Source organism: Candidatus Zixiibacteriota bacterium (assembly GCA_020853795.1).
Taxonomy (GTDB): Bacteria; Zixibacteria; MSB-5A5; order CAIYYT01; family CAIYYT01; genus JADJGC01.
The window spans coordinates 1-24,646 of the sequence record JADYYF010000195.1; the positions used below are offsets into that span (position 1 = coordinate 1).

Annotated in this window: 23 protein-coding genes; 16 read left to right on the forward strand and 7 right to left on the reverse strand. The window is 56.8% G+C overall.

From position 1 onward, the window contains the following. The 13 genes from IT585_14600 to kbl (IT585_14660) all read left to right on the forward strand — a co-directional run. Nucleotides 1–147: VOC family protein (locus IT585_14600; GenBank protein MCC6964479.1), on the forward strand; the 147-nt coding region annotated here is incomplete at its 5' end. A 212-nt stretch (nucleotides 148–359) separates the two neighbouring features. Next, the gene (locus IT585_14605; protein ID MCC6964480.1) at nucleotides 360–1,328 is read left to right on the forward strand and encodes an NAD(P)-dependent alcohol dehydrogenase; all 969 of its coding nucleotides are present in this window, start codon (nucleotides 360–362) and stop codon (nucleotides 1,326–1,328) included. A gap of 127 nt (nucleotides 1,329–1,455) precedes the next feature. Beyond that, on the forward strand, nucleotides 1,456–2,022 hold the full coding sequence (locus IT585_14610; protein ID MCC6964481.1) for an isoprenylcysteine carboxylmethyltransferase family protein: 567 nt from the start codon (nucleotides 1,456–1,458) through the stop codon (nucleotides 2,020–2,022). Between the two features lie 108 nt (nucleotides 2,023–2,130). Next, nucleotides 2,131–2,580: an RDD family protein gene (locus IT585_14615; protein ID MCC6964482.1), complete on the forward strand. Its 450-nt coding sequence runs from the start codon at nucleotides 2,131–2,133 to the stop codon at nucleotides 2,578–2,580. 242 nt (nucleotides 2,581–2,822) lie between these two features. Next, nucleotides 2,823–3,404 carry a hypothetical protein gene (locus IT585_14620; GenBank protein ID MCC6964483.1) on the forward strand — a complete coding sequence of 194 codons (582 nt, stop codon included), beginning with the start codon at nucleotides 2,823–2,825 and terminating at the stop codon, nucleotides 3,402–3,404. Nucleotides 3,405–3,566: 162 nt separating this feature from the next. Next, on the forward strand, nucleotides 3,567–4,052 hold the full coding sequence (locus IT585_14625) for a hypothetical protein (protein MCC6964484.1): 486 nt from the start codon (nucleotides 3,567–3,569) through the stop codon (nucleotides 4,050–4,052). 23 nt (nucleotides 4,053–4,075) lie between these two features. Further along, the gene (locus IT585_14630; protein ID MCC6964485.1) at nucleotides 4,076–4,495 is read left to right on the forward strand and encodes a DUF3788 domain-containing protein; all 420 of its coding nucleotides are present in this window, start codon (nucleotides 4,076–4,078) and stop codon (nucleotides 4,493–4,495) included. A gap of 198 nt (nucleotides 4,496–4,693) precedes the next feature. Continuing rightward, nucleotides 4,694–5,161: a hypothetical protein gene (locus tag IT585_14635; GenBank protein MCC6964486.1), complete on the forward strand. Its 468-nt coding sequence runs from the start codon at nucleotides 4,694–4,696 to the stop codon at nucleotides 5,159–5,161. Between the two features lie 142 nt (nucleotides 5,162–5,303). Next, a complete protein-coding gene (locus IT585_14640; GenBank protein MCC6964487.1) occupies nucleotides 5,304–6,146 on the forward strand; it encodes a methyltransferase domain-containing protein in 843 nt (280 codons plus the stop codon). A 198-nt stretch (nucleotides 6,147–6,344) separates the two neighbouring features. After that, nucleotides 6,345–8,051 (forward strand): acetate--CoA ligase, encoded by a 1,707-nt coding sequence (gene acsA / locus IT585_14645; protein MCC6964488.1) that lies wholly within the window; start codon nucleotides 6,345–6,347, stop codon nucleotides 8,049–8,051. 18 nt (nucleotides 8,052–8,069) lie between these two features. Further along, a complete protein-coding gene (locus tag IT585_14650) occupies nucleotides 8,070–8,318 on the forward strand; it encodes an acyl carrier protein (protein ID MCC6964489.1) in 249 nt (82 codons plus the stop codon). A gap of 7 nt (nucleotides 8,319–8,325) precedes the next feature. Then, nucleotides 8,326–9,573: a glycine C-acetyltransferase gene (gene kbl, locus IT585_14655; GenBank protein MCC6964490.1), complete on the forward strand. Its 1,248-nt coding sequence runs from the start codon at nucleotides 8,326–8,328 to the stop codon at nucleotides 9,571–9,573. Nucleotides 9,574–9,724: 151 nt separating this feature from the next. Then, complete coding sequence (kbl, locus tag IT585_14660) at nucleotides 9,725–10,990, forward strand: glycine C-acetyltransferase (GenBank protein MCC6964491.1); 1,266 nt, start codon at nucleotides 9,725–9,727, stop codon at nucleotides 10,988–10,990. Between the two features lie 319 nt (nucleotides 10,991–11,309). Here the strand turns inward: kbl (IT585_14660) and IT585_14665 are convergent, their stop codons facing one another. The 5 genes from IT585_14665 to IT585_14685 all read right to left on the reverse strand — a co-directional run bounded on the left by IT585_14665 (nucleotide 11,310) and on the right by IT585_14685 (nucleotide 16,543). Next, entirely contained in the window at nucleotides 11,310–11,660 is a 351-nt protein-coding gene (locus IT585_14665; protein ID MCC6964492.1) for a hypothetical protein, read from the reverse strand. Between the two features lie 81 nt (nucleotides 11,661–11,741). After that, a complete protein-coding gene (locus IT585_14670; GenBank protein ID MCC6964493.1) occupies nucleotides 11,742–12,140 on the reverse strand; it encodes a DUF2784 domain-containing protein in 399 nt (132 codons plus the stop codon). Nucleotides 12,141–12,239: 99 nt separating this feature from the next. Then, nucleotides 12,240–15,050 carry a right-handed parallel beta-helix repeat-containing protein gene (locus tag IT585_14675; GenBank protein MCC6964494.1) on the reverse strand — a complete coding sequence of 937 codons (2,811 nt, stop codon included), beginning with the start codon at nucleotides 15,048–15,050 and terminating at the stop codon, nucleotides 12,240–12,242. Nucleotides 15,051–15,213: 163 nt separating this feature from the next. Beyond that, a complete protein-coding gene (locus IT585_14680; GenBank protein ID MCC6964495.1) occupies nucleotides 15,214–16,143 on the reverse strand; it encodes a hypothetical protein in 930 nt (309 codons plus the stop codon). Continuing rightward, nucleotides 16,124–16,543, reverse strand: coding sequence for a PspC domain-containing protein (locus tag IT585_14685; protein ID MCC6964496.1), 420 nt, complete (start codon nucleotides 16,541–16,543; stop codon nucleotides 16,124–16,126). Before IT585_14685 ends, IT585_14680 begins: the two co-directional genes overlap by 20 nt. A 139-nt stretch (nucleotides 16,544–16,682) precedes the next feature. Between IT585_14685 and IT585_14690 the strand changes: the two genes are divergently transcribed. The 3 genes from IT585_14690 (at nucleotide 16,683) to IT585_14700 (ending at nucleotide 21,303) form a co-directional block, all read left to right on the forward strand. After that, the gene (locus IT585_14690) at nucleotides 16,683–17,714 is read left to right on the forward strand and encodes a hypothetical protein (protein MCC6964497.1); all 1,032 of its coding nucleotides are present in this window, start codon (nucleotides 16,683–16,685) and stop codon (nucleotides 17,712–17,714) included. Between the two features lie 135 nt (nucleotides 17,715–17,849). Further along, nucleotides 17,850–19,574 (forward strand): hypothetical protein, encoded by a 1,725-nt coding sequence (locus IT585_14695; protein ID MCC6964498.1) that lies wholly within the window; start codon nucleotides 17,850–17,852, stop codon nucleotides 19,572–19,574. Nucleotide 19,575: 1 nt separating this feature from the next. Continuing rightward, nucleotides 19,576–21,303, forward strand: a complete 1,728-nt coding sequence (locus IT585_14700) for a hypothetical protein (protein MCC6964499.1) — start codon at nucleotides 19,576–19,578, stop codon at nucleotides 21,301–21,303. Nucleotides 21,304–21,320: 17 nt separating this feature from the next. Here the strand turns inward: IT585_14700 and IT585_14705 are convergent, their stop codons facing one another. Further along, the gene (locus tag IT585_14705; protein MCC6964500.1) at nucleotides 21,321–22,835 is read right to left on the reverse strand and encodes a DUF2867 domain-containing protein; all 1,515 of its coding nucleotides are present in this window, start codon (nucleotides 22,833–22,835) and stop codon (nucleotides 21,321–21,323) included. 3 nt (nucleotides 22,836–22,838) lie between these two features. Continuing rightward, nucleotides 22,839–24,646 (reverse strand): TonB-dependent receptor (locus tag IT585_14710; GenBank protein MCC6964501.1); only part of this gene is annotated, 1,808 nt, incomplete at its 5' end.

Below are 24,646 nucleotides of genomic sequence, written 5' to 3' on the forward strand. Positions count from 1 at the left end.
ACCGTCACCGACACCATCGAAACCTTCGATTACGGAAAGTTCGTCCACATCATGGATATCGAAGGAAACAAGATCGAACTGTGGGAGCCCAACGATGTTGTGTATGAACAACTCGGTATCCAAATGGGCGCCAAAACGACGAAATGAAGTAGGTCCGAACCCCGGTTCGGACTTTCGCATCGCACCGTGCCGTCAGGCGAAGTCCCCCTTGGGTGAATCCTTTCCTGACGGCAATCGCCCGGTCGGGAAAGGATTCCCGACCGCGCTCAAGTGAAGTTAGGATATCGCTCAGCCGCCTGTCTTGCCAACTCCACCGCAATGAACTATCATTCCGCTACACTGCCAACAAGGACGCTTGCTTGAAAGCCATCATCTATCCGCAATATGGTCCACCGGACACGCTCGAACTCCGGGAGGTGGAAATACCCTCACCTCAGGATGACGAGGTTCTCGTCAAGGTCCAGGCGGCCTCCGTCAATCCGCTCGACTGGCATCGGATGCGCGGCGACCCTTTCCTGATTCGCCTCGTCGACGGGCTGCTCAAACCGAAGAATCCCACACTCGGCGCCGATCTCGCCGGCACGGCGGCCGCCGTCGGGAAAAAGGTCGGGCATCTCAGAATTGGCGATGAAGTCTTCGGCATGGCTCGCCGTGGTGCCGGCGCTTTCGCCGAGTACGCCATCGCCCGCGAAGAAATATTGGCGCTCAAGCCGCCCAACCTTTCATTTGCGCAAGCAGCCTCAGTCGGCGTCGTAGGATTTACAGCGCTGCAGGGTCTACGCGATAAGGGAAAAATCCGTCCCGGGCAGTCCGTGTTGGTCAACGGCGCGAGCGGCGGTGTAGGATCGTTCGCCGTGCAGATCGCCAAATCGTACGGCACGGAGGTCACGGGCGTCTGCAGTGCCCGCAATTTCGAATTGGTGCGCTCGATCGGCGCCACCCATGTCATTGATTACGCGCAAGAAGATTTCACAACAGGCGATAAGCGCTACGATCTGATCTTCGATGCCATCGCCAATCGCTCTGCATTCGAATTTCGCCGCGCACTCCACCCCGGCGGTATCTGCGTCAGTGCCGGATTCTCAACGTTATCACACATGTTTAAAGAGATGCTCCTCGCGCCGCTGGCATCGCTCGGAAATCGCAAGCTCGTCGGACTGGGAATGGCGAAACCAAATCAAGCCGATTTGCTCTTCCTAAAAGACCTCCTTGAATCCGGCAAAGTACTCCCGGTAATCGACCGGCAGTACACATTGGCCGAAACTGCGGAGGCTATTCGCTACCTCGAAACCAAGCGCGCGCGCGGTAAGGTGATTATCAATGTGTGAAGTCAACCAGTCGCTCCGGAGTCGCAACTACAAGATTATGTGACAAGTCGTCACTGATCGGGACCCGTTCGCATGAGAAGCTCCAACGAGACCGGCCCCAAAGCGGCATACTCAAGGAGGGACTGAAGTGAGTCTCCGTGAAAAAGCTATCGAGTATCTGAGCCGCGCCGCGGCGGATCGCTCGCCCCGCAAATACGCCATCTGCGCCTTGGCACCGATTGTCTTCTTCACTCTTGTCTTGCTCGCTGCTCTTGGCGTGTATTACCTCGGTGAGTGGCTCGAATTGCAGGAGATTTCTTCGCCGGTCGTTCCATACGTCGCTTATCCGCTGATAGCAATCGGCATGGCAATGATGGTCGGTTCTGTAGCACAGTTCTTGCTGAGTCGTGGTACTCCGGTTCCGATCAGTCCTCCACCCACGTTAGTCACCTCCGGCCTCTACCGACTTGTCCGCAATCCCATGTTCGCCGGCCTGTTTGTATTCTTGGCGGGGCTGGGTCTTTGGTTAGGCTCGGTCACAATTCTCTTCATCTTCTTGCCGCTCCTGATTTCCGGCGTAACTTGGGAAATCAAGGCAATCGAAGAGCCGGAGCTTGAGCGAAGATTTGGGCAGATGTATCGCTCGTACCGTGAGTGCACTCCGATGTTCCTCCCGCGCCTTGATCGCCTGTTCAAGGCGAGCAACCGGATTTGACCGATAGCCCACCGTGTCGCCATTTGGCCTCCTTCCGACTTTCTCCTTGCCCTTGTTCTTTGCAGCGCCGATCATTCGCTATCACTGATCAAAATCTACGTTGCCGCAATGTCAGACACCGTCCCACGCTTCGCCACACTCGGCCAACGCTTTCTGGCGCTGGTCCTCGACTGGATTTTGTTTTGCGCCGTGTTCTTCCCGGTCACAAGAATCGTCAAGGGCACCTGGTTGATGACCTCCGCCGATCATGTCTGGCGCATCGGCTGGATGATCTCCGACCCGCTCTGCGTGATCTTCTTCATCGTAATTGTCGCTTACTATGTCCTGCTGGAAGCGTACTTGGGCTGGACGGTCGGAAAACGACTTCTTGATTTGCGCGTAATTGCCGTCGACGGCAGCAAACCGGGCCTGAAGAAATCGCTGATTCGCAACGCGCTCCGCCTGGTCGACGGCCTGCCCGCCTTCAGCATTCTCGGCGTCGTCGTGATCCTCCTTACTAAGGAGCGTACCCGCCTCGGCGACATTGTCGCCGGTACTCGCGTCGTTCGGAATCTGTAGACGATTCCCAACACACTATCCTCTTCATCCCATACTTCTTGCGAAAAATCTCGCTGTTCAGTTCTGGTGCTCAAGCGCCGACCAGAATTCGGCCCTGCAAGTGCGCGAATGACATGAACTTAACCACTGGGATCACTTCTGTAGCGTCTTGAAACACTTTGGCCGCCACTTTGCGACTCTCCCTTCTGCCCACGAAACAGATTGTTTCAAATCGAGATTGAGGAAATCTCGGAGGAGGAAGGTTGAAGAGATCATCACATCACGCGCAGTACGTTCCGGCATTGTTGATGGTGTTGGTCATCGCACTTTCCCTGACTCTCCTTGGCGGCTGTTCGACGAACGGCTCCGGCCCCGTTACCGATCCGAATCAGAACAAGCTGGACTGGTTAAACGAGACCATCAGAGATGACAACCCGGAACTGGGTCCGGGTATCAACGTCAACACCTGCCCGGTGCTCTATGACACGACGCTGTCAGCGACTGTCGATTGGCGCGGCTACCAGTTCGACGTGATTCATGGGGTCGAGCGCATCGGCTTCTCGCTGCCGTGGATGGCCGTGATCAAGAGCACAACCCTGACCATTCGCGTCCGCAAGCTGCAAGCGCCCTTTGGTGAATTCTGGATGTTGGACTGCGGTCCGGAAGGCCAGGTCTTCAATTTCCCGCTGTACGTTCAACCGAATCCGCAGGTGACGAGCAGAAACAAATCCGTACTCTTCTACTTCAATCCGTCGACCGGATTGTGGGAAGTGCAAGAAGTTGCGAAGCAGTCGTCACCGCAAATACCGATCTACCACTTCTCCAAGTACGGCATCAGCGATTAGCGGAGGGACGCAAACGAAGTTCTTGCCGGCCTCGGGCGATGTTCGCCCGGGGCTGCGCTTTGTTGGTAAGTTTTCCGCGCCAAGAATGTGATTGCTCGCCGTCATTGAGCGTGCTATCAATGCCGCGACGGCCTTTCATCGCAGCCGTGAAGGAGGCACCTTATGTCCATGACCGACCTTGACATCATCCGTCATACCCTCGCCACGCTGGCCTACCGCGCCGCCAAGACGATGCGCGGCGCGCCGGCATCGTTCGCACATTTCAAAGCCGGCCCGATCAGCAAGACGCCGGTGCAGATTGTCGCGCACATGGGCGACCTCTTCGATTGGGCATTGACCATGGCTATCGGCGAGCCAAAATGGCGCGATTCCAACCCGCAAGAGTGGGACAAGGAGTGCGCGCGCTTTTTTGAATCGCTCAAGAAGTTCGACGACTTCCTCGCCTCCGGCCTGCCCACCCGCTACGACTTGACCAAGCTGTTCCAGGGCCCGATTGCCGATGCCCTGACACACACCGGTCAACTCGCGATGCTGCGGCGGCTTTCCGGCGCGCCAATGAAAGGCGAAAACTACACCCGGGCTGAGATCATGATCGGGCGAATCGGTTCCGAACAAACTCCCGCCGACCCGCGTTATGAGTTCGATTAGCAGAAGCACGAACGAAGGCAGTCATGGCGCTTAGTGCATTCGAAGACAAAGCCCACCCGCCGACCGGGGAAGATCTCAAGATTGTTCTCGGTAAAGCCCACAGCCTCTGGCTGAAACTGCATCAGCATGTTGACTCGAAATTCGCTTCAATCTCCCCGGAATGGGGCTACTCCGGCAAGGCCTACGGCTGGGGACTTCGTCTCAGGACCGACAAACGCACCGTCCTCCATATGACTCCGTGTCACGGCTACTTTCTCGCTTCGTTCGCCCTCGGCGAAAAGGCCGTCGCCGCCGCCCAGAGCAGCAAGCTGTCGCCTTGGGTCCTTGACGCAATCGAAAAAGCCCCCAAGTACGCGGAAGGGTGCGGTGTGCGCCTTGAAGTGAAATCGGCCGCTGACCTGCGCCAAATCGAGCTCCTCGCCGCCATAAAGATGGCGAATTGAACAAAGCAAAATCCATCCCATTTAAAGCAACCGAACGAGTACCCGAGAACGGCAAGGCCGGGCTCCCAATCTTCACCAAAATTCATGGACAGATGATGAAACATTCATCAAGAGGCTCCGTATTAGTTTTCGGACACCAGAGTCCATTAACTGGAATAGTACCGGTGACAATAACTTTAACCTGGAGGGAAAACGGAGATGTCGGCTTTTAACCTGGTGGATTTTCTGCATGTGTTGTTCACGGTTTCATGGATCGGGGGCATGGTCTTCATGGGGCTGGTGCTGAAACCGGCAATGTCGGCGGTTGATCCGTCGCAAGCCGGAAAGCTCTTTGGCGTCATCGCCAAACGTTTCACTATCGTTGCTTGGGTCAGCATGATTGCCCTGTTGATCACCGGCATCATGAAGACACCGGACGGTGCCATGTTTGACACCTCGGCTGGCTACGGTCTAACCCTTACAATCAAGCACATCCTGTTCGCCTTGGCGACCATCAACGGGATTCTAATCACCTTTGTCGCTGCCCCCAAAATACGCAAATTCGCTCCTGCACCCGGCACAGCGCCCGGTCTCGAGTTTCGCCAGGCCGGCAAGATGATTGACATCCTCTCCGGAACGAACACGATCTTCGGCGTGATCATCCTTGCCCTCGCTACGATGCTTTAGACTCCGCCCGTGATCGATGGCACTTGGGACGGCGAGGTGATATCACCCGCCGTCTCCTTCACTGTCGGCCGGTATCGACTTGGTTTCTCATTCTCCAGCGTCTATGTTGCGGTCCAGACTTGCGACCGAAAACATTGTGTCGATGGGAGAGAGTATGGATCAGCTTGATGTGCTGCTCAAGAAGCCGGAATTCCCGCGCTCGCAAAAATATTCAACCGATTGGATGCTCGACAATCAGATGGGACCAAGTTCGATTTGGCTGCTGGAGTGGTTGTGTGAACGACTGCAGATTGCGCCTGGCAGTCGTATCCTGGACCTCGGCTGTGGCAAGGCCATGACCAGCATCTTCCTTGCCCGCGAATACGGGGCAAAGGTCTGGGCGACGGACCTCTGGATCGGTCCTGACAACAATTGGCGGCGTATCCGCGAAGCGGAGCTGGCCGACCAGATCTGCCCGATCAAGGCCGAGGCGCACTCCCTACCCTTTGCCGAAGGCTTCTTTGACGCAGCAATCTCGATTGATGCCTACCAGTATTTCGGGACCGATGATCTTTTTATCGACTATCTCGCTCGCTTTGTCCGGCCCAGCGGCTCGATCGGAATCGTCGTTGTTGGCCTGATGCAGGATTTCGCCGGTCCACCGCCGGACTACTTGACGCAGCCACAGAAAAACGGCAAAGTCTTCTGGGATCCTACCTGCCGCTGCTTCAAGACACCTCATTTCTGGAAACAGCTCTGGCAAGGCAGCGCCTCGATAACGAAAGTAGAAGTGGAGCCACAACGAGACGGTTGGCGTCATTGGCGCGATTTCGAATTGGCGCTGGAACGCACGGGGAAAGGCATCTTCCCGTCGGAAGCGGAAGCCCTCGAAGCCGATCACGGTCGCTATCTGGGTTTCCTGCGCCTCATCGCCGAGCGCTCAGATGCTCGTTCTGAGAACATTTACGATCCGGCTCTCGGCGAACGCTTTGGCGTCGACAAATAGTCAAATTCTATCAGCGCAACCGACTATCTCAGCCTTAGAGCAGCTAACAACGATCTGTTGTCGTGAATTTTTTCACAAAAAACCCACTTAAAATCGTCGGAGTTCCTTGCCGCCGCCTGCCAAAATCGATATATTTATCGAAGAATTGGTCACTTGCTGACTCAAACACTAACTTTTCACCGGGCAGGAGGCACTGCCGTGGCGCACATGGGCAATTACGAACAGACTTTTCAGAACTTCAGTTGGGGGATTGCCGAACAAGAACTTGAATATCGACCCGGACAAATCATTAACATCGGCGAGTATTGCTCCGATCGCATTTGCCGGCTCGGCAAGGCCGATAAGCTGGCCCTCATCTGGGAATCGCACACCGGCGAGATCAAACGCTTCACTTTCAACGACACCCGCCGCTACTCCAATGCAATTGCCCGGTACCTGCTGGATCTCGGGCTCAAACCCGGCGAACGCATCTGCCTCTTCATGGACAAGGTGCCGGAGTTATATATTGGCTTCCTCGGCGTCCTGAAAATGGGCGGTATCGTTCAACCGCTGTTTTCCGCCTTTGGTCCCGAATCGCTCCAGACGCGTCTTGAGGATGCGCAAACCGCGGCGATCATCACTCAGAAGAAGCATCTGGCCAAAGTCCGCAAGATTCGACCCGAACTTCCGAACTTGCGGCTAACGATCATCGTTGACGAGGACTCCAGTAAGCCGTTGGCGGACGGCGAAGTGTCAATGCACATGGAGAAGATGGGTGGACTTGACCACTTCGACATCTTTCCTTCCCAGGCGGAGACGCCGTCGGTTCTGCACTATACCTCCGGTACCACGGGCAAGCCCAAAGGCGCCCAGCACGTGCACTACTCAATCATTTCGCAGTATATCACAACCCGCTACGTACTCGACTTGCGCGACGACGATATCTACTGGTGCACGGCCGATCCCGGTTGGGTGACCGGGACTTCTTACGGCATTATCGGCTCCTGGGCCTGTGGTGCGACTCAATGCGTGCTCGACGCCGGTTTCAGCGCCGACAATTGGTACGCCTTCATTCAAAAACACCGAATCACCGTGTGGTACTCGGCGCCTACTGCCATCCGCTCGCTGATGAAAGAAGGCGACGAAATCGTTAAGAAGTATGATCTGTCATGTTTGCGCCATCTGGCCTCGGTCGGCGAACCGCTAAATGCCGAAGCCGTCATCTGGTCGGAACGGGTCTTCGGACTGGCCTTCCACGACACCTATTGGCAAACCGAGACCGGCAGCATTGTGATCACGAATTTCCCCGGGATGAAGATTAAGCCGGGATCGATGGGGCGGCCCTTCCCCGGCATGACCGCCACCGTGCTCGACATGAAAACGCATCAACCGATCGGTCGCAGCGGCGTCGTCGGTCTCATCGCGCTCAAACCCGGCTGGCCGGCAATGATCCGCAGCTACTGGAAAAACGAGGAAACCTATAAGAAGAAGTTTGTCAACGGTTGGTACATCTGCGGCGATCGCGCCAGCATCGACGACGAGGGTTACTACTGGTTCGTCGGTCGCGACGACGATGTCATCAACACCGCCGGGCATCTGGTCGGACCGTTCGAGATCGAGTCGGCTCTGCTCGAACATGAAGCTGTAGCTGAGTCGGCCGTCGTCGGCAAACCCGACCCCGTCAATATGGAGGTCGTTAAAGCCTTCGTCACGCTCAAGCCCGGCTTCGCCGCGTCCAAAGACCTCGAACTGCAGATCATGAACTTCGTCCGCAAGAAACTTTCCGCACTGGCAATGCCGCAGGAAATCGAATTCGCCCCGTCACTGCCCAAGACTCGCAGCGGCAAGATCATGCGCCGCCTGCTCCGCGCCAAGGAATGGGGTCAGGAGATCGGCGATACCTCTACTCTTGAAAATGACATGTAATTCGCTAAGGAGATATCAATGTCCAACATCAAAGATGTGATCCTCGACTACGTCAAGCGCGAGTACCTCGAAGACGAAGACCAGGTCATCAACTACGACACCCCGCTGATTTCCGGCGGTATCGTCGACTCGTTCTCGATGGTCTCGCTCAAACTTTTCCTCGAACACAAATACAATATTCAGATACCGGATGCCAAAGCGACACCCAAGGCGTTCGACTCAGTCAACAACATTATCGCGCTGTTGAAGGAATTCAACGTGCAGTAGGCTCAATATGGCTTTTCAAGATACCGTCAGAGACTCGTACAAGCGCGAACTCGACGAAATTCGCGCTGGGGGCATCTTCAAGGAAGAACGCATCATTTGCGCGCCGCAAAGCTCGGAAATCGACGTCGAATTTCCGATCGGCTCTGAGCGCAAACGCGTCATCAACATGTGCGCCAACAATTACCTTGGCCTGTCGTCGCATCCGGAGGTCATCGCCGCCGCCCGTGCCGGCCTCGACCACCGCGGCTACGGCATGTCGTCCGTGCGCTTCATCTGCGGCACGCAGGACATCCACAAGGAACTCGAACAGAAGCTCACCAAGTTCCTCGGCACCGAAGACACGATTCTGTTTCCTTCCTGCATGGACGCCAACGCCGGCGTCTTCGAAGCCATCCTCGGTGAACAAGATGTCATGATCGCTGATCGCCTGGTGCACGCCTCGATCGTCGACGGCATGCGACTCTGCAAAGCCCAGCAGGATACTTTCAAGCATGCTAACATGGAGCATCTCGAGGAAAAGCTGCAACTCCACCAGAAAGCGCGCTTCCGCATCATCATCACTGATGGCGCCTTCTCGATGGATGGCGACCTTGCGCCGCTGGACAAGATTGTCGCACTCGCTGAGAAGTACAACTCGATGGTCTTCCTCGACGACTCCCACGCCTCCGGCTTCATCGGCAAGACCGGTCGCGGCACCCACGAACACTTCGGTGTTGTCGGCAAGATCGATGTGATCACCACCACGCTTGGCAAAGCGCTCGGCGGCGCCTCCGGCGGCTGCGTCTCCGGTCGTCGCGAATTGGTGGAAATGTGCCGCCAGCGGGCGCGGCCTTATTTGTTCTCCAACACCATCCCGCCGGTCGTGGCCGCCGGCGCCAATCGCGTTATCGACCTGATCAGCCAGTCAACCGAACGCCGTGACAAGCTCGAACGCAATGCCGCGTTCTGGCGCAAAGGTCTGACCGAGGCCGGCTTCGTGATTAAGCCGGGCGAGACTCCGATCGTGCCGGTGATGTTGTTTAATGCCAAGCTCTCGCAGGATTTTGCCCGCGAGCTGTACCAGGAAGGCATTTATGCCGTCGGCTTCTTCTTCCCGGTGGTGCCCAAGGGTCAGGCGCGCATTCGCACTCAGCTTTCCGCCGCCCACGAGCAACATCACTTGGAGAAGGCTCTCGCAGCGTTCACTAAGGTCGGCAAGAAGTTCGGTATCCTGCATCTGACCAAAGAGCAGATCATCGAGAAGTACGGAATGTAGATAATTTTCCCCGGCCGTACTAACCGACGGCCGGGATTCTTCTCGCGAGTCAAGCAGAACCGGCCGGATTCAGCTGCCGGCAAGGCCCCCACAAATCCTGTTTACTTGCCCCCGCCTTTGCTGTAATTTCCTTCCCCAAGAAGGAGACCTTATGTACCAGCGCGTCAAATACGATTTCAGTCAGGAATTGACCCATCTCCGGGAGTCCGGTCTGTTCAAGGAGGAGCGCGTCATTCACTCGCCTCAAGAGGCTCAGATTCGGGTGTCGTTACCCCGCCAAGATGAACGCCGTGAAGTCCTGAATTTCTGTAGTAATAACTACCTTGGACTGGCGAATCATCCGCGCATTATCGAAGCTTCTCATAAGGCCTTGGACGACTATGGCTTTGGCCTCTCGTCGGTCCGCTTCATCTGCGGTACGCAGAATATCCACAAACAACTTGAACAGAAGATCTCCGAATTCTACCAGACTGAGGATACAATTCTTTATTCGTCGTGTTTTGATGCCAACGGTGGCCTGTTCGAAAGTCTCCTTGGTGCGGAAGACACCATCATCACTGATACCCTCAACCACGCCAGCATCATCGACGGCATCCGCCTCTGCAAGGCCAAGCGCTACATCTACGAACATTCCGATATGAATTCGCTCGAGCGGAATCTGATCCGCGCCCGCGAAGGCATGGACCTGTGGGACCACCCCGGCCTTTCCGGCGAGCCGCAGCCGTCACGCAACATCATTATCGCCACCGACAGCGTCTTCTCGATGGACGGCGATATTGCCCGCCTCAAGGAAATCGTTCAATTGGCGCACAAGTACGACGCGCTGGTCATGGTCGATGAATGCCACGCCACCGGCTTTCTCGGCAAGACTGGGCGCGGCGCGCTCGAGATCAACGGCGTCCTCGGTGAAGTCGAGATCATCACATCAACCCTCGGCAAAGCTATGGGTGGCGCCTCCGGCGGTTTCACCACCGGAAAGAAAGAAATCATCGGCCTGCTGCGTCAGAAGTCGCGGCCTTACCTGTTCTCAAACACGCTGGCTCCGGCTTTGGTCGGCGGCAGCATCGCGGCCTTCGAATTACTGGATGAAAGCGATGATCTGCGGGAGAAACTGATGGAGAACACACAGTATTTCCGCAAGGAAATGACCGCCCGCGGCTTTGACATCAATCCCGGCATTCACCCGATTACGCCGATTTTGCTGCGTAAGTTCGACAACGACGCCCAGCTCTCGCAGGCGATGGCGCGCGACCTCTTCGACGAAGGCATCTATGTGGTCGGCTTCTACTACCCGGTCGTACCGAAAGGCGCCGCGCGCATTCGCGTGCAGATTTCCGCGGCCCACAGCCGCGAAGATATCGATCGCGCGATTGCGGCTTTCACCAAAGTCGGCAAGAAACACGGCGTGATCTCGTAACACCCGGCTGCGCCCGACGCGACCGTCCCCCAAGAAAGTAGAAGCTCGGCTGTGAGACTCCGAGCTCCTGGTGCGAGTACCGAAATGTGAGGTTCGGCTGGTTGAACGTCACCGCTGCGTTCTCGTCCTGGTTGAGTTCGCGAGCGGCCGTTCGCGAGAGGGCGCGTTTGGAAATACGCGACAGCTCAGCGGTCCAGTTCTGACCTGCCTCGGACCTCGCCCTCTGTCCTTAATTTACCCCCGACGTCGATTTTTAGCAATGGGTGAATAGCAGTCATTCTTCCCGTATTTCACCTCCGCACCGCCTGGTCGGCAGATTCTAACTGCGCAATCCCCTCATCACCTCGCGAATCAACAAAATCGCCACCACCAAGCTGAACAGCGCCATCGAGCCAAAGATGAACTCCGAGCCGGCCCGAGCCTGGCTGTGCGCCGCGATCCGCTTGAAGGTCAGATAGGTGAGCATGATCGTGTTCAGCGCCACCCAGCCCAATGTAATCTTCAGCAGCAGGGGGCTGCCGCCGCCGTTGAAGTAGCCCAAAACGATCGTCGCCACCGCGATCCCGCCGTTGACAAACAGCGCCGTCGGTGAGCCGGTGCGGATATAACCCAAAATCCCCATCGCCAGCATGTAAATTCCGAGGGCGATAATCCAGTAATGTAGTTTCACAAAGTCGTCTCCTCAATTAATCGATCCAACTAGTCGGTAATACGGCGGCTGGCGGTGAGATTGATGGCGGAGATTGCGCGCTCAGTTGCGCGAAAGCAGGCGGCGCAACCGGCCCGGTGGCGCCACCAACATCGACAGCACCGACAGAATCGCAAGGACGATCGTGGGAATATACACCACCAATGGGTCGACATCGGGGTAAAGCAACCGTTCCAGCCAGCGCACCAGGAATGACTCCGGCTGTGTCCCATCATAAGCGCGACGCAACTGCGCCTCCCACACAGTCAAGGGACAGGGACGACCGATGATGGTGAGGATCGCGACATAGAGGATTCCGGCGACGTGTACGGCCCGAATGACGCACCACTCGCGCAGCTTCGCTGACTTCATGGCGATCATCTGCACGACAGAACCCCCGATCATGAAGACGACCCACAGGAAGTGGGCAACGACTACGGTATCAGCCCAAAACCGGCTCATCTCTGGTTATCTTAAGACGGAAAGATGCGGCAGACAATCACTGTCTGCCGCATCGCGCTTCACGGCCCGGCAGCACCGGGGTTTGAATACAGGAAATGACTAATCAGAGGAATGCGGAATCGACTCCAACTTCTCGAAATCCACTGCCGGCATCATCGTCGGAAAATCGTCGCACGGTGCCAGCCCGCTCAGGAACATGTAATTCACAAGACGCACCGCGTCGCCGATGTTGATCCGCCCATCGCAATTCATATCCCCGGACACCAGCGGATCGGGTGCCGGTCCCTGAGCGAAAATGAAGTTAATCAAGAACACGATGTCCGAGATGTTCAACTGCCCCGATCCGTCGGCATCCCCGAGCGTCATGGTCCGGAACGTGAATACCTCATCCGACCACCGTGCCCCGCCATACGTGCTGGTCGCCAATACTTTCCACCAGTACCGCGTCCCCCAGGAGAGGGGTGCGGCAAGGAGACACTCCGAATCGGAGATTCCAGCCTGCGTTGACGAGAACGCGAAATTACTGTCGATCGAAATGACGAGCGAGTAGGTGACATTCTCGCTTGTCGAAGTGGGCAGAGACTGGTTCCATCGAAATACCGGTGCAATCGACGTCAGAGGGTGGCCAAGCTCATCGGGCGGCTCCAGCAGTCCAAACTCGCTGGGAGCAACCGCAAGGAAAGGAAAGGCACCCATATCACAGCGAGATCCGTCGGGATCATTGAGTATTGGCGACGGATCCCCGGTATTAATGCACGGTGAAAGTGGCTGTAAGTGCAAATCACCGGCCACAGCATCACGGTACAGCGGATCCAAAGAGATGTTCATTACATAGGTTCCACTCATATAGCTGTCAGAGTAGTCTGGTTCATTGTTCCACACGTCATTGAATTCCAAGAAGGAATAATTGCCAGATATCCCATAGCCGGTCGAGCCGGTGACAATGTTGTTTCGAGCGATGGCTTCACCACTGAGATTAAAGAAGCCGCGCGAATTGGAGTGGAATGTGCAGTTGCGAATCTCCGAAGAATCCTCGACAATGCCGATGCAGGCATTTCCGACTTCGTTATTGAAGAAGACGTTCTTCTCAATCAACGGTCTTCCCGAATCCACCCAGATGAGCGTGAACTGCGCGGAATTGTAGAGGAACCGGTTGTTCCTAATTGTAGGAGAGGAAAGGCTGTCAACCCGAATCAATTCTTCGTTGTCGTGGATACCTTGGAATCCGAACCCCTCCAGCACAGCAGCGCGAGATTCATCACGGGTCAGCCGGACCACGGGATTCCCGTCTTCGGTTTGAAGCATCGTCATTTCAGGCCCGGCTTCAGACTTCACCACCACATCTTTTCCAGCGAAGTCGATGCGACCTGTATGAAGGCCCGGACCAACTAACACTGTATCGCCGCTTCCGGCAAAGTCGATTGCCGCCTGAATCGTCGAGAAGTCACTTGGCACACGGATCGTGATGCCCGACCTCGTCAGGAAGCTCGCTGCCGCTGACCACTCCGAATACTCGATACCATCGAACGAGCGGCATCGCCACCAGTACCTCCCTGGATCATCAATCGCGACGAGTCTTGCAGTTAGACTGTCGGTCTGCCCCTCAAGCTCCACCACGTTGTCGAAGAACAGCGAATCGACAGCGACGGAAAAAGTGTAAGTGATGGCGTCTCCCTCTGCGTCGAGGGAGCGCTTGATCCGCAGTCTGACATAGCTACTGGGCAAGGTTACATCATTTGCAGGATCAACGATTGCGGGTATCGAGGGTGAAGTATTCCGGTGAAAACTGAAATGCGTCCAGGCTCCCCAGCCGCTGTCATCCGCAACTCGCAGCCGGCCGAAGCAGGTAGAACCCGGGCCAAGTGGCGGGCCACTGTACTGTGCTTCGAATCCCGGATAGTTAACTTCTCCCGATGACCACAATTCGGCTTCCGACCAATCGGCATCGGTACCGACCTCGATCTGATACTTGACCTGAGCCGAGCCAGAAGCCCCGATATATTGCCAGCGAATACGGGGGGTCGGTGAAGTCACGTGAAAATTGTCAATCTCACCTACGACGATCGAGCGCGCGAGCGGCAGTTCGTGAAAGAACGCATACGCTCCCATATCATTGCGCGTCCCATCGGGATCATTGAATTCAACTGCTGCATCGCCGGCGTCGATGCAGGGAGATCCGAGCTGCAGTTCATATCGTCCCTGAGTGGGATCCAAGTAGAGTGGATCCTCAGAGAGAGTTCCGGGGCCGGCAACTGCGCTTTCAAAGTCAGGATGGTTGTTGAATACGTCATTGTAGCTTAGTTCGTGGTATTTACCAAACACACCGTAAGCGTTCGAGCCGGTGACTATGTTGTTCTTTGCGGTGGTTGATCCGGTCAGTGAAAAGAAACCCCGGGAATTCTCAGCGAAGGTATTGTTGATGATGGTCGTGCTCGCACTGAAAACGCCAACGCAGGCGCTCCCAACAGTATTATGATGAAACAGATTGTGCCGGATCAAGACCGATCCTTGGTAGCACCCTATCAGCACTTCCCCACCGTAGTTGTTAAAGAAGATATTATCTTCGATCACAATGCTGGCATTCGCCTCGATCACCACAAGCGAAGTGGCCGAGCCATTAACAACAGAGAATCCACACAGTTCGGTTCCGACAGCCTCACCTTCGTTTACCGAAATTGTACCAGTCAAGAAGGTTACTTCCGCTCCTCCCGACGACCGCAATCTGATCGCTCTCCCTTTATAGTCAATATTCTCGACATACACCCCCGGCCCTACCAGCACCGTGTCACCGCTGGCCGCCGCATCGATCCCGGCCTGAATCGTTGGGAACTCGCCTGGCACATTCAGGATGTTGGCTTGTGCATGTGAGGCAAAAACAAAGAGCGCGAGCGCAAACAAAGTGCGACGCATAAACAACCACCTTTCGTGCAAGTAATATCAGGAGCTCATGAAGAGAAGTTACAAATATTCGCCCTTTTGTCAATGTTCTCTGGCTATGGAACTACCAAAATCACCAGGGTCTGCCGCTAAAGGAGGCGACCAGCCTCGTGATAAGCATCACTCCGACAACCCCTTAAATCGTCCCCTCCGGCGTCGGTTCGGTGTTGAAGTAACTCAAGTCGATCTTGCTGTTATCTAGGTTGCCGACGATTGTGAAATTGACCGCTGCCGTCCCGAACAACGAGTTGCTTAGATAAGTCCCATTGTCCACGATACCGAGCGCCTCCTTCGTTCGCTGCGACAAGGTCACACCCTCCAGGCGAACTCCAACCGAATCGGGCAGGACGATGTCATAATCCGAGCTGCGTCCCGACAGCTTGACTGTCACCTGCGCGGCTTCCCGTCCGAATTTAAGGAGCAGATCGGAGTGGTCGGCACTGATGTCGAGATTCGCAATCTTCAGATCCTGCGCAAACATGCGCACATCGGTGTCGTCGACCTCCATCGTGTACGACAACTCAACGCCCGGATGAGCATAACACTTCCAGTAGTTGTCGCCGCCGATCAGTGTCGTGCGCTTGAAGATCGACTTCGAGCGAATTCCCAATTCGACGTCGCAACGCCCGCCGGAACAATTGCTGCGCATCGCAATCCGATTCACCGGTCCTTGCGAGTTTACCAGGAGCAGGTGCGAGTCCTGCGAATTGACGTACAGACGCCCATTGGAGAAATTCAACTTGATATTGGCGGACTGCTCGCCGGAGTAGTTGATCGACGCCTGCGAACGGTCCAGACTGTCGCGGCCGGTGCTGGCAGTGAAGCCGCCGTTCTCGTCAATGGCCCAGACAAAACTGCCGATGATCAGCAGCGACGACAAGTATCCCAGGATTTCAAGCTTGGTCCGCTTGACGATCATCTCCAGGCCGATCGCAATTAGAAGCACAGGCCAGAGAAACAACAAATCGACCCAGACCCACCAGCTCAAATAGCCCAGATTTATCGCCAGAAAGGTTCCGCCGATCAGGATCAGCAGTATCCCCCATCTAACTCTCGACGGACTCACGCATACCTCCCGTTTCCTGCGAACGCTTGATGGAACTGAACAGGACTGCCAGGCCGACCAGAATCAGCAGGCTCGGCCAAACCAACGACCAACGGAACCACCAGAATATCCGGTCGAGCAGGAAGATCAGCCCCAGGCCGATCAAGAACAACCCCGGCAGATACTTTCGTAACGGCGAGGGCTCCGGTTTTGGCTGTGGCTCCACGACCGTTTCCGGCCGCAGCTTGGGCATTGCGATCCACGCCACCACGTAGGCAATCAAGCCGATGCCGTGGGCGAAGGTCAGAATTACCGCGCCGATGCGGATCAAGACCGGATCGATGTCGAAGTACTCGCCGATCCCGCCGCAGACACCGGCGATTACCCGGCTCTGGGTCGATCGATAAAGTCGTTTGGTCATCCGGTTCCTCCTTCCTGAAATCCAACGTGTTAGACTGGTGCCCGCGCCGGAATGTTTCATCAAAGATGGCCGTCAGTGATTCACTCTGGATACCGATAACTAAATAGATGCCAAGCGGTACGCACAAGCCGAGTTCACTATGCTGACCAAACCGACCATCGATGACCCGAATCAGGTGACGGAAGCGCTCCCTCGTTGGCGCCGACGGCTGTCGCCGCCCCTGATGATCCTGTCGGTAGTCATTCTCTTTGTCGCCTATGGGCTGTACCGCTTTCAGATCCGTCCGCTTCTGACTATGTCGCTGCCGGAACACACCGCCCAGCCGCTTGACACCGTCCCGGTCGAATTGACCAACTTCCAAGTGCGCTTGGACGGGGAGGATGTCATTCCCAGCGCGGTGGCCTTCGCCAAGGATTCGCTCTATGTCGCGTTCAGCCGCAAATCGGCCGTGCAAGTCTACTCTTCACAGCTCGACCTGCTCAAGACGATCCGCCTGGAACGGCCACAAACCGTCATACCAAACTCGATCGTCGTTACTGACTCCCTGCTGATAGTCGCTGACACCGCAGCCCGGCAGATTGCCCTTTACGACCGCGAAGGCGACTTCCTGACTTCGATCCAATGGTATCCCGATCAGTCTAATCGTATCGACCCGCTGGCAATTGCATCCGACGGTCGCCGCCTGGCCGTCGTGGACGGCGCGCTTAATCGTATCGCCATCATCTCGCTGGTCGACAATCAGCCTTTCGCCGAATTTCTTGAGCTGCTCGATCTGCTTCCGCATGAGAAGGTCGGCACGCTCTCCGAACCGCGGATGACCTTACTCACACCCGATGACAGGCTGTGGGTTGGCGAAAGCCGGTCGATTTCTCGCTTCACGAGCGACGGTCACCCGCTGGGCTCGGTCGAGCCACCCCCGAAAACGCGAATCGTCCTGCCCTTTGCGGCGGCCATTGTAACGGACAACACCGATTCCTCCGCGACGCGAATCCACGTCCTCGATAAGATCGCCGGTAAAGTCTTCGTTTATGACCTCAACGCCAAACTCCGCCTGGTCTACCCGCGCGACCGCGCCCTGCAACGCCCCTCCGGTATCGCTGTTGACCAGATACATCGGACAATCTTCATCACCGAGACCGAGACGGCGTCAATCACGGCTTTTGGCTACTGAGCATCGCGCCTGCCGCTGACGTCCCCGATTTTGCTCGCCTGTGATTCTGCGATCTTCACTGGAAGTTCGCCGTAGAATATCATAGTTTGTTGGCAAACTCTGAGGAGCAGGGCTCCTGACAATTCTGGAGGTAAAATGACGAAATGGAAATGCTTGGGCGCGATGGTTGCGATAGTGCTTATCGCCGGATCAGCCTGGGCACAGAAGGCCGAGCCGTCGCCGCTGCTGAAGGCAATGAAAACCGAGTTGGACCGCTCGGTAAAAGCGTATGCCAACGCCGACACTGTGCCGATGTATTTTCTTGCCTACCATGTCACCGACACGGATCAGCGCTCGCTGTCGGCATCGTACGGCGCACTGACCAAGGAAGACGGCTATCGCCGCCGCATCCTCGACGTCGATTTGCGCGTTGGCGACTATACGCTCGACAACACCCGCGAGATCCGTGGTGGTTTTGGCTTCGGCTTCAACTTCAATCAATCACCGGAACTACCCCTCGAGGATGACGACAAGGCGGTGCGCACGGTGATTTGGAACACCACCGACGCCAAATACAAAGCTGCGATCGAACAGTATACCAAAGTCAAGACCAACATGCAGGTTATGGTCGAGCAGGAGGATACTTCCGCCGACTTCTCGCGCGAGCAACCGCAGCAGTACATCGGCGATCTGGTGTCTGTCAGACTGGACACGGAGACGTGGGGAGGCCGGCTGCGCGAACTGAGCCGGATGTTCAAGGAATTTCCTTTCGTTGAAGAATCCAGCGTCGAACTCAGTCTGACCAATGACAACCGCTTCTTTGTCTCGAGCGAAGGCTCAATGATCCAGACCGGCCAGTCGTACGCGCGGCTGTTCGTCCGCTGTGAAGGTACCGCGTCTGACGGCATGCGTATCAGTCGCTACGAGAGTTTTGACTCCGATACACCTGCCGGTCTGCCCGGCGATGCGGAAATCACCGCAGCAATTAATCGCGTCATCAGTGAACTCGATGCGCTGTTGAAGGCGCCACTGGCAGAACCTTACATCGGACCGGCAATTCTGGTCAATCGCGCTACCGGCGTCTATTTCCACGAAATCTTCGGGCACCGCATCGAAGGCCATCGTCAGAAGTCCGAATTCGAAGGCCAGACCTTCGCCAAGAAGGTCGGCGAAAAGATCCTCCCCGACTTCATCGATGTCTATGACGACCCAACCGTCCGTGACTTCAACGGACAATTCCTGCGTGGTTTCTACCGCTATGATGACGAGGGCGTCAAGACCACTCCGGTGACGGTTGTCGAGGATGGCGTGCTCAAGAATTTCCTGATGTCGCGCTCGCCCGTAGAGGGATTCCCGACCTCGAACGCTCACGGTCGCAAACAAGCGGGGATGGATGCCGTCGCGCGTCAAGGTAACCTCATGATCAAGTCCTCCAAAGAAGTGCCGTTCGCCCAGCTGGTGCAACTCCTGAAAGACGAGTGCCGCAAGCAGGGCAAACCCTACGGCCTGATCTTTAACGACATCTCCGGCGGCTTCACCACCACCTCGCGCTTCGGTCCGCAGTCGTTCAAGGTGATCCCGCTTCTCGTATACAAGTGCTATACCGACGATCGGCCGCTGGAACCGATTCGTGGCGTCGATATCGTCGGTACGCCGTTATCAAGTTTTGCCCGCATCATCGCCACCGGCAATGACTACGGTATCTTCAACGGCACCTGCGGCGCTGAGTCGGGCTGGGTACCGGTATCGGCGACGGCGCCGAGCATCCTCGTCTCCGAACTGGAGGTCGAGAAGAAATTCAAGGAGCAGGAAAAACCGCCGATCTTGCCGCCCCCGTACAAACCGGTCAAGACCAGCGATGCCGGTCAAGGAGGTATGTAAGATGACGCACGTAAGATCCTTATCGTTGACCGCAGCGGCACTGGTAGCGGCGCTGCTCCTGGTCGCGCCGGCGACGGCCGCAACCGCTGATGTTGTCTTCAAAGTCCTGGACGACGAGCTACAGCGCAACACATCGCAACTCGTCATGGAGAACTTGGAGCGCCCGTACTTTATCAACTACACGGTTGATGATTACCAGCAAATGGAAGTCTCCGCCAGCCTCGGCATGCTGGTCGAATCCCACCTCGAACGCGGGCGCTATCTGACGACCGACCTCCGTGTCGGTAGCTACGAATTGGATAACTCGAATTTCGCCTCCGGCTTTGGCAGTTTTGGCTCCGATTTCGTGACGCTGCCGGTTGACGACGACTACGATGCTGTTCGCAACCAGGTTTACCTGGCGACTGATCGTGTCTATAAGGGTGCCCTCGAGACGCTGTCCAAGAAGCGCGCCTACCTGCAAACGCGCATCATGCCGGATCGGCCCGCGGATCACATCAAACTACCGCCGAACAAGTTCCTCGATAAGCCGGAAGTGTTCGATATCGACCAGAAGTTCTTCGAGGATCTCGCCCGGCCGATGTCCGATGTCTTCCGCGCTTTTCCGGCCATCACCACCTCTGAGCTGAAAGTCACGGCCTCTGTCGTCAATCAGTACCTCGCCAACAGCGAAGGCACCCGCACACTGCGCGGGGACCGCATCTACGGCTTCGAACTGAACATGGCCGGCCGCACCCCCGACGGCGAGATGGTCAGCAACAATGATCGCATCATCGTGAATGACTTTGGCCGTATCCCGCCTCGTGATCAGCTGCTGACCTGGGCGCGCAGCAATGCCGAGAAGATGAACGCGCTGATCACCGCCGACACGCTCGAAGACTACATTGGACCGGTGATTTTCGTCGGCGAGGCCGCTGGTGAGTTCTTCCGCCAGTTGTTCTCGCGGCACGTCTCGAACATGCCCGCACCGATGTCGGACAACGACCGTATCAGCGGAGCGCTGGAGACCTCGGACTTCGCCAATAAGCTCAATCGCCGCGTGCTGCCGCCGACCTTCAGCGTCTACAACGACCCGACTTTGGACAGGATTGGCGAGACGCCGCTGATCGGCCGCTACGAAGTCGACGATGCCGGCGGTGTTCCGAAGCGGACAACACTTGTCGAAAACGGCAAACTGGTCAACTTCCTGATCGGCATCGCGCCGACCAAGAAGATCAAGGAGCCGACCGGCTCGGCGCGCGGAGCCGTGAGCAAGGATGTTACCGCCAAGCCGGCTAACCTGATCTTCGAGTCTACCGACAAGATCAGCTTCGACAAGCTTAAGGCGAATCTGATCGCGATGTGCAAGGATATCGATTTGCCGTACGGGTTGATTGTGCGCCGCCTGCGCGATCTCTCCGCTCCCAGTACCGGCTTGCAGATGTTCGGTCAGGCGCAGGCCGGCGGCGAAGGTCTGACAATACCCTTTGAGATCTATCGGCTGTACCCGGATGGCCGCGAGGTTCCGGTCCGCGGTCTCCAATTCAGCAGCGTCACTTCGCGCATCCTGCGCGATATCGTGCAGACCGACAACAGCCGCTACGTCTACAATTATCTGATCGGCAATGACTATGAAATGCCGGCAACCATCGTTACGCCGGCCGTGCTGGTCGAAGAAATGGAACTGAAGAAGGCGGATACCAAGGTCACTAAGCCGCCCCTCTTACCGTCGCCGCTGGCGACAAACTGACAGGCCTTAGCCGAGCGTCATTTGTGGACGATCTCCGATGAGCGGGATCGTCCACTGCCATCTCCTGCCCTCGCGTCTCGACCCCCAGCAGAAGCCGCTGCGATCCGACGCAACATGCAGTTGAAGACAACCAGGTGAATGGGGTAAGACGCATACCAGTAAAGCAGGCCGAATAGCCCGGCCGGATCAAAGATCGCCGTTTGACGGATCTCTGACCCCTGACGGGTTGCATTAATCTCAAACTGCAACCAGGCTCGGCCCGGGACCTTCATCTCGGCCGCCAACCGAAGTAGTCGACTGGCCTCTACCGCTTCCACACGCCAAAAGTCAACTGTATCACCGACGCTCAAAGCCTCCGGATCTCGCCGTCCCCGCCGCATTCCGGGACCACCGACAATCAAGTCGAGAATTCCCCGGAGCTGCCAGAGCCAATTGGCGAAGTACCAGCCGCGATTGCCTCCGATCCGCATGATCGGTGCGGCCGCCTGGACCGGACCGCAAGTGACTTGCAGAGCCTGCGAATAAACCAATCGATTTCCAAACCTGACTCCGCCGTAGCCGCGCGCATGCGGCGTTGCCGAGAGCGCATCCGACCAACGCGTGGCGGCAAATTCCGAGTCCTCGTTGATCAACGCCCGGCGGATCGCCTCCGCATATCCGCGCGGACTGATTCCGAATACCCGCCGTGCCTCCTGATCGTGCAGGATCGTCTCGTTGCGCAAGCTGTCGATGAGCTTGCGCCCGACGCCGGCATACACCGGGGTCACCAATCCGAGCCACAAACTCGAAAGCCGCGGACTTAACACCGGCACCGGCAGAATCCAGCGCCTGAGCCCGCGCTGCCGGGCATACTCGCGCATCAGCTCGCCGTAAGAAACCTGGTCGGCGCCGCCGATCTCGAAGACCCGGCTCGTGTCGACGGGAAGGAAGATCGAAGCCACAAGATAGTCGATGACGTCCTCAATGGCGATTGGCTGCGCCAGAGTCTGCGTCCATCGTGGAGTAATCATAATCGGCAATTTGCTCACCAGCGTCCGGATCAACTCAAACGACAGGCTTCCCGAGCCGATGATGATCGATGCTCGCAGCTCAATCGTTGGAATTCCGGCGTCGCGCAGAAGGCGCCCCACTTCCTGGCGCGAAGCAAGATGACGCGAGAGCTCCCCGCCGCTGCCAAGCCCGCCCAGATATATGATCCGCTTGACGCCTGCCGCGCTGACGGCGTCTGCGAAGTTCGCCGCGCCGATGCGGTCTTGCTCGACAAACGCCTCAGCTTCCGCCATCGAATGAATCAGGTAGAACGCTGTCTCGACCCCCGTGAGCGCGCTCCGCAGAGAGGCGGGATCAGCGACGTCTCCGGCTACGATCTCAGTGTTCGCTGCAACTCGTCCGCGCAAGTTTTCGGGTCGGCGCGCCATGCAGCGAAGTTGCAGGGTCTCGGACCCTTCATTCCGGCTGGCCCGGGTTTCCAGAGCCCGGAGCAGCCGCCCGCCGATGTACCCGCTGGCGCCCGTGATCAGAATGCGTCGCACAGTTTAGAACTCCACGCTGATCCCGATCGACGGCAACAACCCGATCGACTCACCCTCATCGGCGCGCCGGTCGCGTTCATCCCAGCGGGGCCGCTGATTGTAGGGATTGTTATATACGTTCTGAATGTCAAGATAGGTAATCATCGTCCAACTGGCGAAGTGCCAGCGCCGGTCGACACGGACGTCCAGACCGTGATTCGACTTCAGTCGATGCGAATTGTACAGCTCCGGTGACTGCGTACCATCCGCGTTGTACGGCGTGTAGGGTGCGCCGGTTGCAAAACGAAACTTGCCGGAGACCTCCCACTTTTCGTTAAAGACGTAACCGCCCCCAAGGTTGAAGATCCACGTCTGATCATAAGTCCCTGGACGCCGGACGCCGTCCAATGCCGTGTATTGCGCCTGATTGTAACTGAGTGCCAGAGTACCGTAACAGGGAACATCCGAGAACTTCTTCTGCGCGGACAATTCGATCCCACGAGCACGTCCGCTGCCCCGGCTCACCAGGGGATCGACACCGAACGCTGCAAATCCCTCGTTCTTCCCGCCATAACCGGCGCCGGTGTTGGCCAGCACCAGATACGGCTGTGTCGTGCTCGCTGGATAATCGAAGTAGTTCTTCAGATAGAATTCCAGCCGAACGCGGGTGGCGTCGCGAATGACTCGCTCTACCCCCGCTACATAGTGATTGGCGCCAACCTGCTTCAGCCGCCGGTTCTCGCCGTTGGCGAACAGCCAAATGTATGACGGCGCCTGATAATAACGCCCGCTTGCCAACGAGATCGTAGTAACATCGTCGAGTGCGCAGGCGATGCTTGCTCGTGGTGACCAGACCAGGCCGTCTTCCAGCAGGCTGAAGTTGTCAAATCGCGCGCTTACATTGCCGCTCAAGCGGCCCAGTGTTTGCGACCACTGGATATAGCCTGACGACTTGTAGGTTGTCGTATCCACCCGGCGGTCCAACTCAATTTCGTTTCCAAACGTGTTGATGAGGCGGGGTATTAGGATTTCCGCTTCGAATCCAATCTGTTTCCCCTGAATCCCCGCCGTCAGTTTCGATGTGGCCGTCACCGACAATGTCAAGTCCGCGCGCAACGAGGTTTCACTTTCCGTCGAGCGGTTGGTGAACACCGGATTCAGTAGCGAGTCGTTCTGGCGGACATCGAATTCAACAACCGACTGCCCCAGCGTTACTTCAAAGAATCCCCGGCCGAACAGATGCTGCCACACGGCGGCGCCGATGAACTGATCTTGCTCATTGGCGAGAATTTGCGAGTTGTCAAAACGGTTATCAGCATCGTCGTTTTTCTGGCGCACGTTGTCGATCGCTCCGATGCCGGTGAAACTGACGCTGTTGGCCCGATCGAGACGGTAATCCAGCTTGGCCAGAAAGTCCCAGTACTCCGGCACAAACGAAAACCCGGCCGCCTGGAAGATCAGGTCGAGATAGCTCCGGCGCGCCGACAGCAGAAAACTTCCGCGTCGACCCAGCGGCCCCTCCAGATTCAGGCCAAATTGCGATGCGGACACCGTACCCTTTCCACCGACCCGATCGGACCGGCCGGGACGCAAATCGAGCGCCAACACGCTCGACAGCTTATCCCCATAACGCGCCCCGAACCCACCGGTTGAAAAGCTGGTACCACTGACAAAATCAAGATTCACCAGTGATAGTGGTCCCCCTGTCGCGCCTTGCGTGCCGAAGTGATTGATGTTTGGCACTTCCAACGTGCCGACAACGTAGAGATTCTCCGATGGCGCACCGCCGCGGACAACCAGATCATTTCGTCCCGGCTCAACCTGGGCCACGC

Bases quoted from the DNA above. Each gene is read 5' to 3' on its own strand.
- IT585_14630 (MCC6964485.1), top strand. From the start codon at position 4,076: ATGGCGCTTAGTGCATTCGAAGACAAAGCCCACCCGCCGACCGGGGAA.
- IT585_14650 (MCC6964489.1), top strand. From the start codon at position 8,070: ATGTCCAACATCAAAGATGTGATCCTCGACTACGTCAAGCGCGAGTAC.
- IT585_14625 (MCC6964484.1), top strand. From the start codon at position 3,567: ATGTCCATGACCGACCTTGACATCATCCGTCATACCCTCGCCACGCTG.
- IT585_14640 (MCC6964487.1), top strand. From the start codon at position 5,304: ATGGGAGAGAGTATGGATCAGCTTGATGTGCTGCTCAAGAAGCCGGAA.
- IT585_14690 (MCC6964497.1), top strand. From the start codon at position 16,683: ATGCTGACCAAACCGACCATCGATGACCCGAATCAGGTGACGGAAGCG.
- kbl (MCC6964491.1), top strand. From the start codon at position 9,725: ATGTACCAGCGCGTCAAATACGATTTCAGTCAGGAATTGACCCATCTC.
- IT585_14675 (MCC6964494.1), bottom strand. From the start codon at position 15,050: ATGCGTCGCACTTTGTTTGCGCTCGCGCTCTTTGTTTTTGCCTCACAT.
- IT585_14700 (MCC6964499.1), top strand. From the start codon at position 19,576: ATGACGCACGTAAGATCCTTATCGTTGACCGCAGCGGCACTGGTAGCG.
- kbl (MCC6964490.1), top strand. From the start codon at position 8,326: ATGGCTTTTCAAGATACCGTCAGAGACTCGTACAAGCGCGAACTCGAC.
- IT585_14695 (MCC6964498.1), top strand. From the start codon at position 17,850: ATGACGAAATGGAAATGCTTGGGCGCGATGGTTGCGATAGTGCTTATC.
- IT585_14670 (MCC6964493.1), bottom strand. From the start codon at position 12,140: ATGAGCCGGTTTTGGGCTGATACCGTAGTCGTTGCCCACTTCCTGTGG.
- IT585_14685 (MCC6964496.1), bottom strand. From the start codon at position 16,543: ATGACCAAACGACTTTATCGATCGACCCAGAGCCGGGTAATCGCCGGT.
- IT585_14635 (MCC6964486.1), top strand. From the start codon at position 4,694: ATGTCGGCTTTTAACCTGGTGGATTTTCTGCATGTGTTGTTCACGGTT.
- IT585_14615 (MCC6964482.1), top strand. From the start codon at position 2,131: ATGTCAGACACCGTCCCACGCTTCGCCACACTCGGCCAACGCTTTCTG.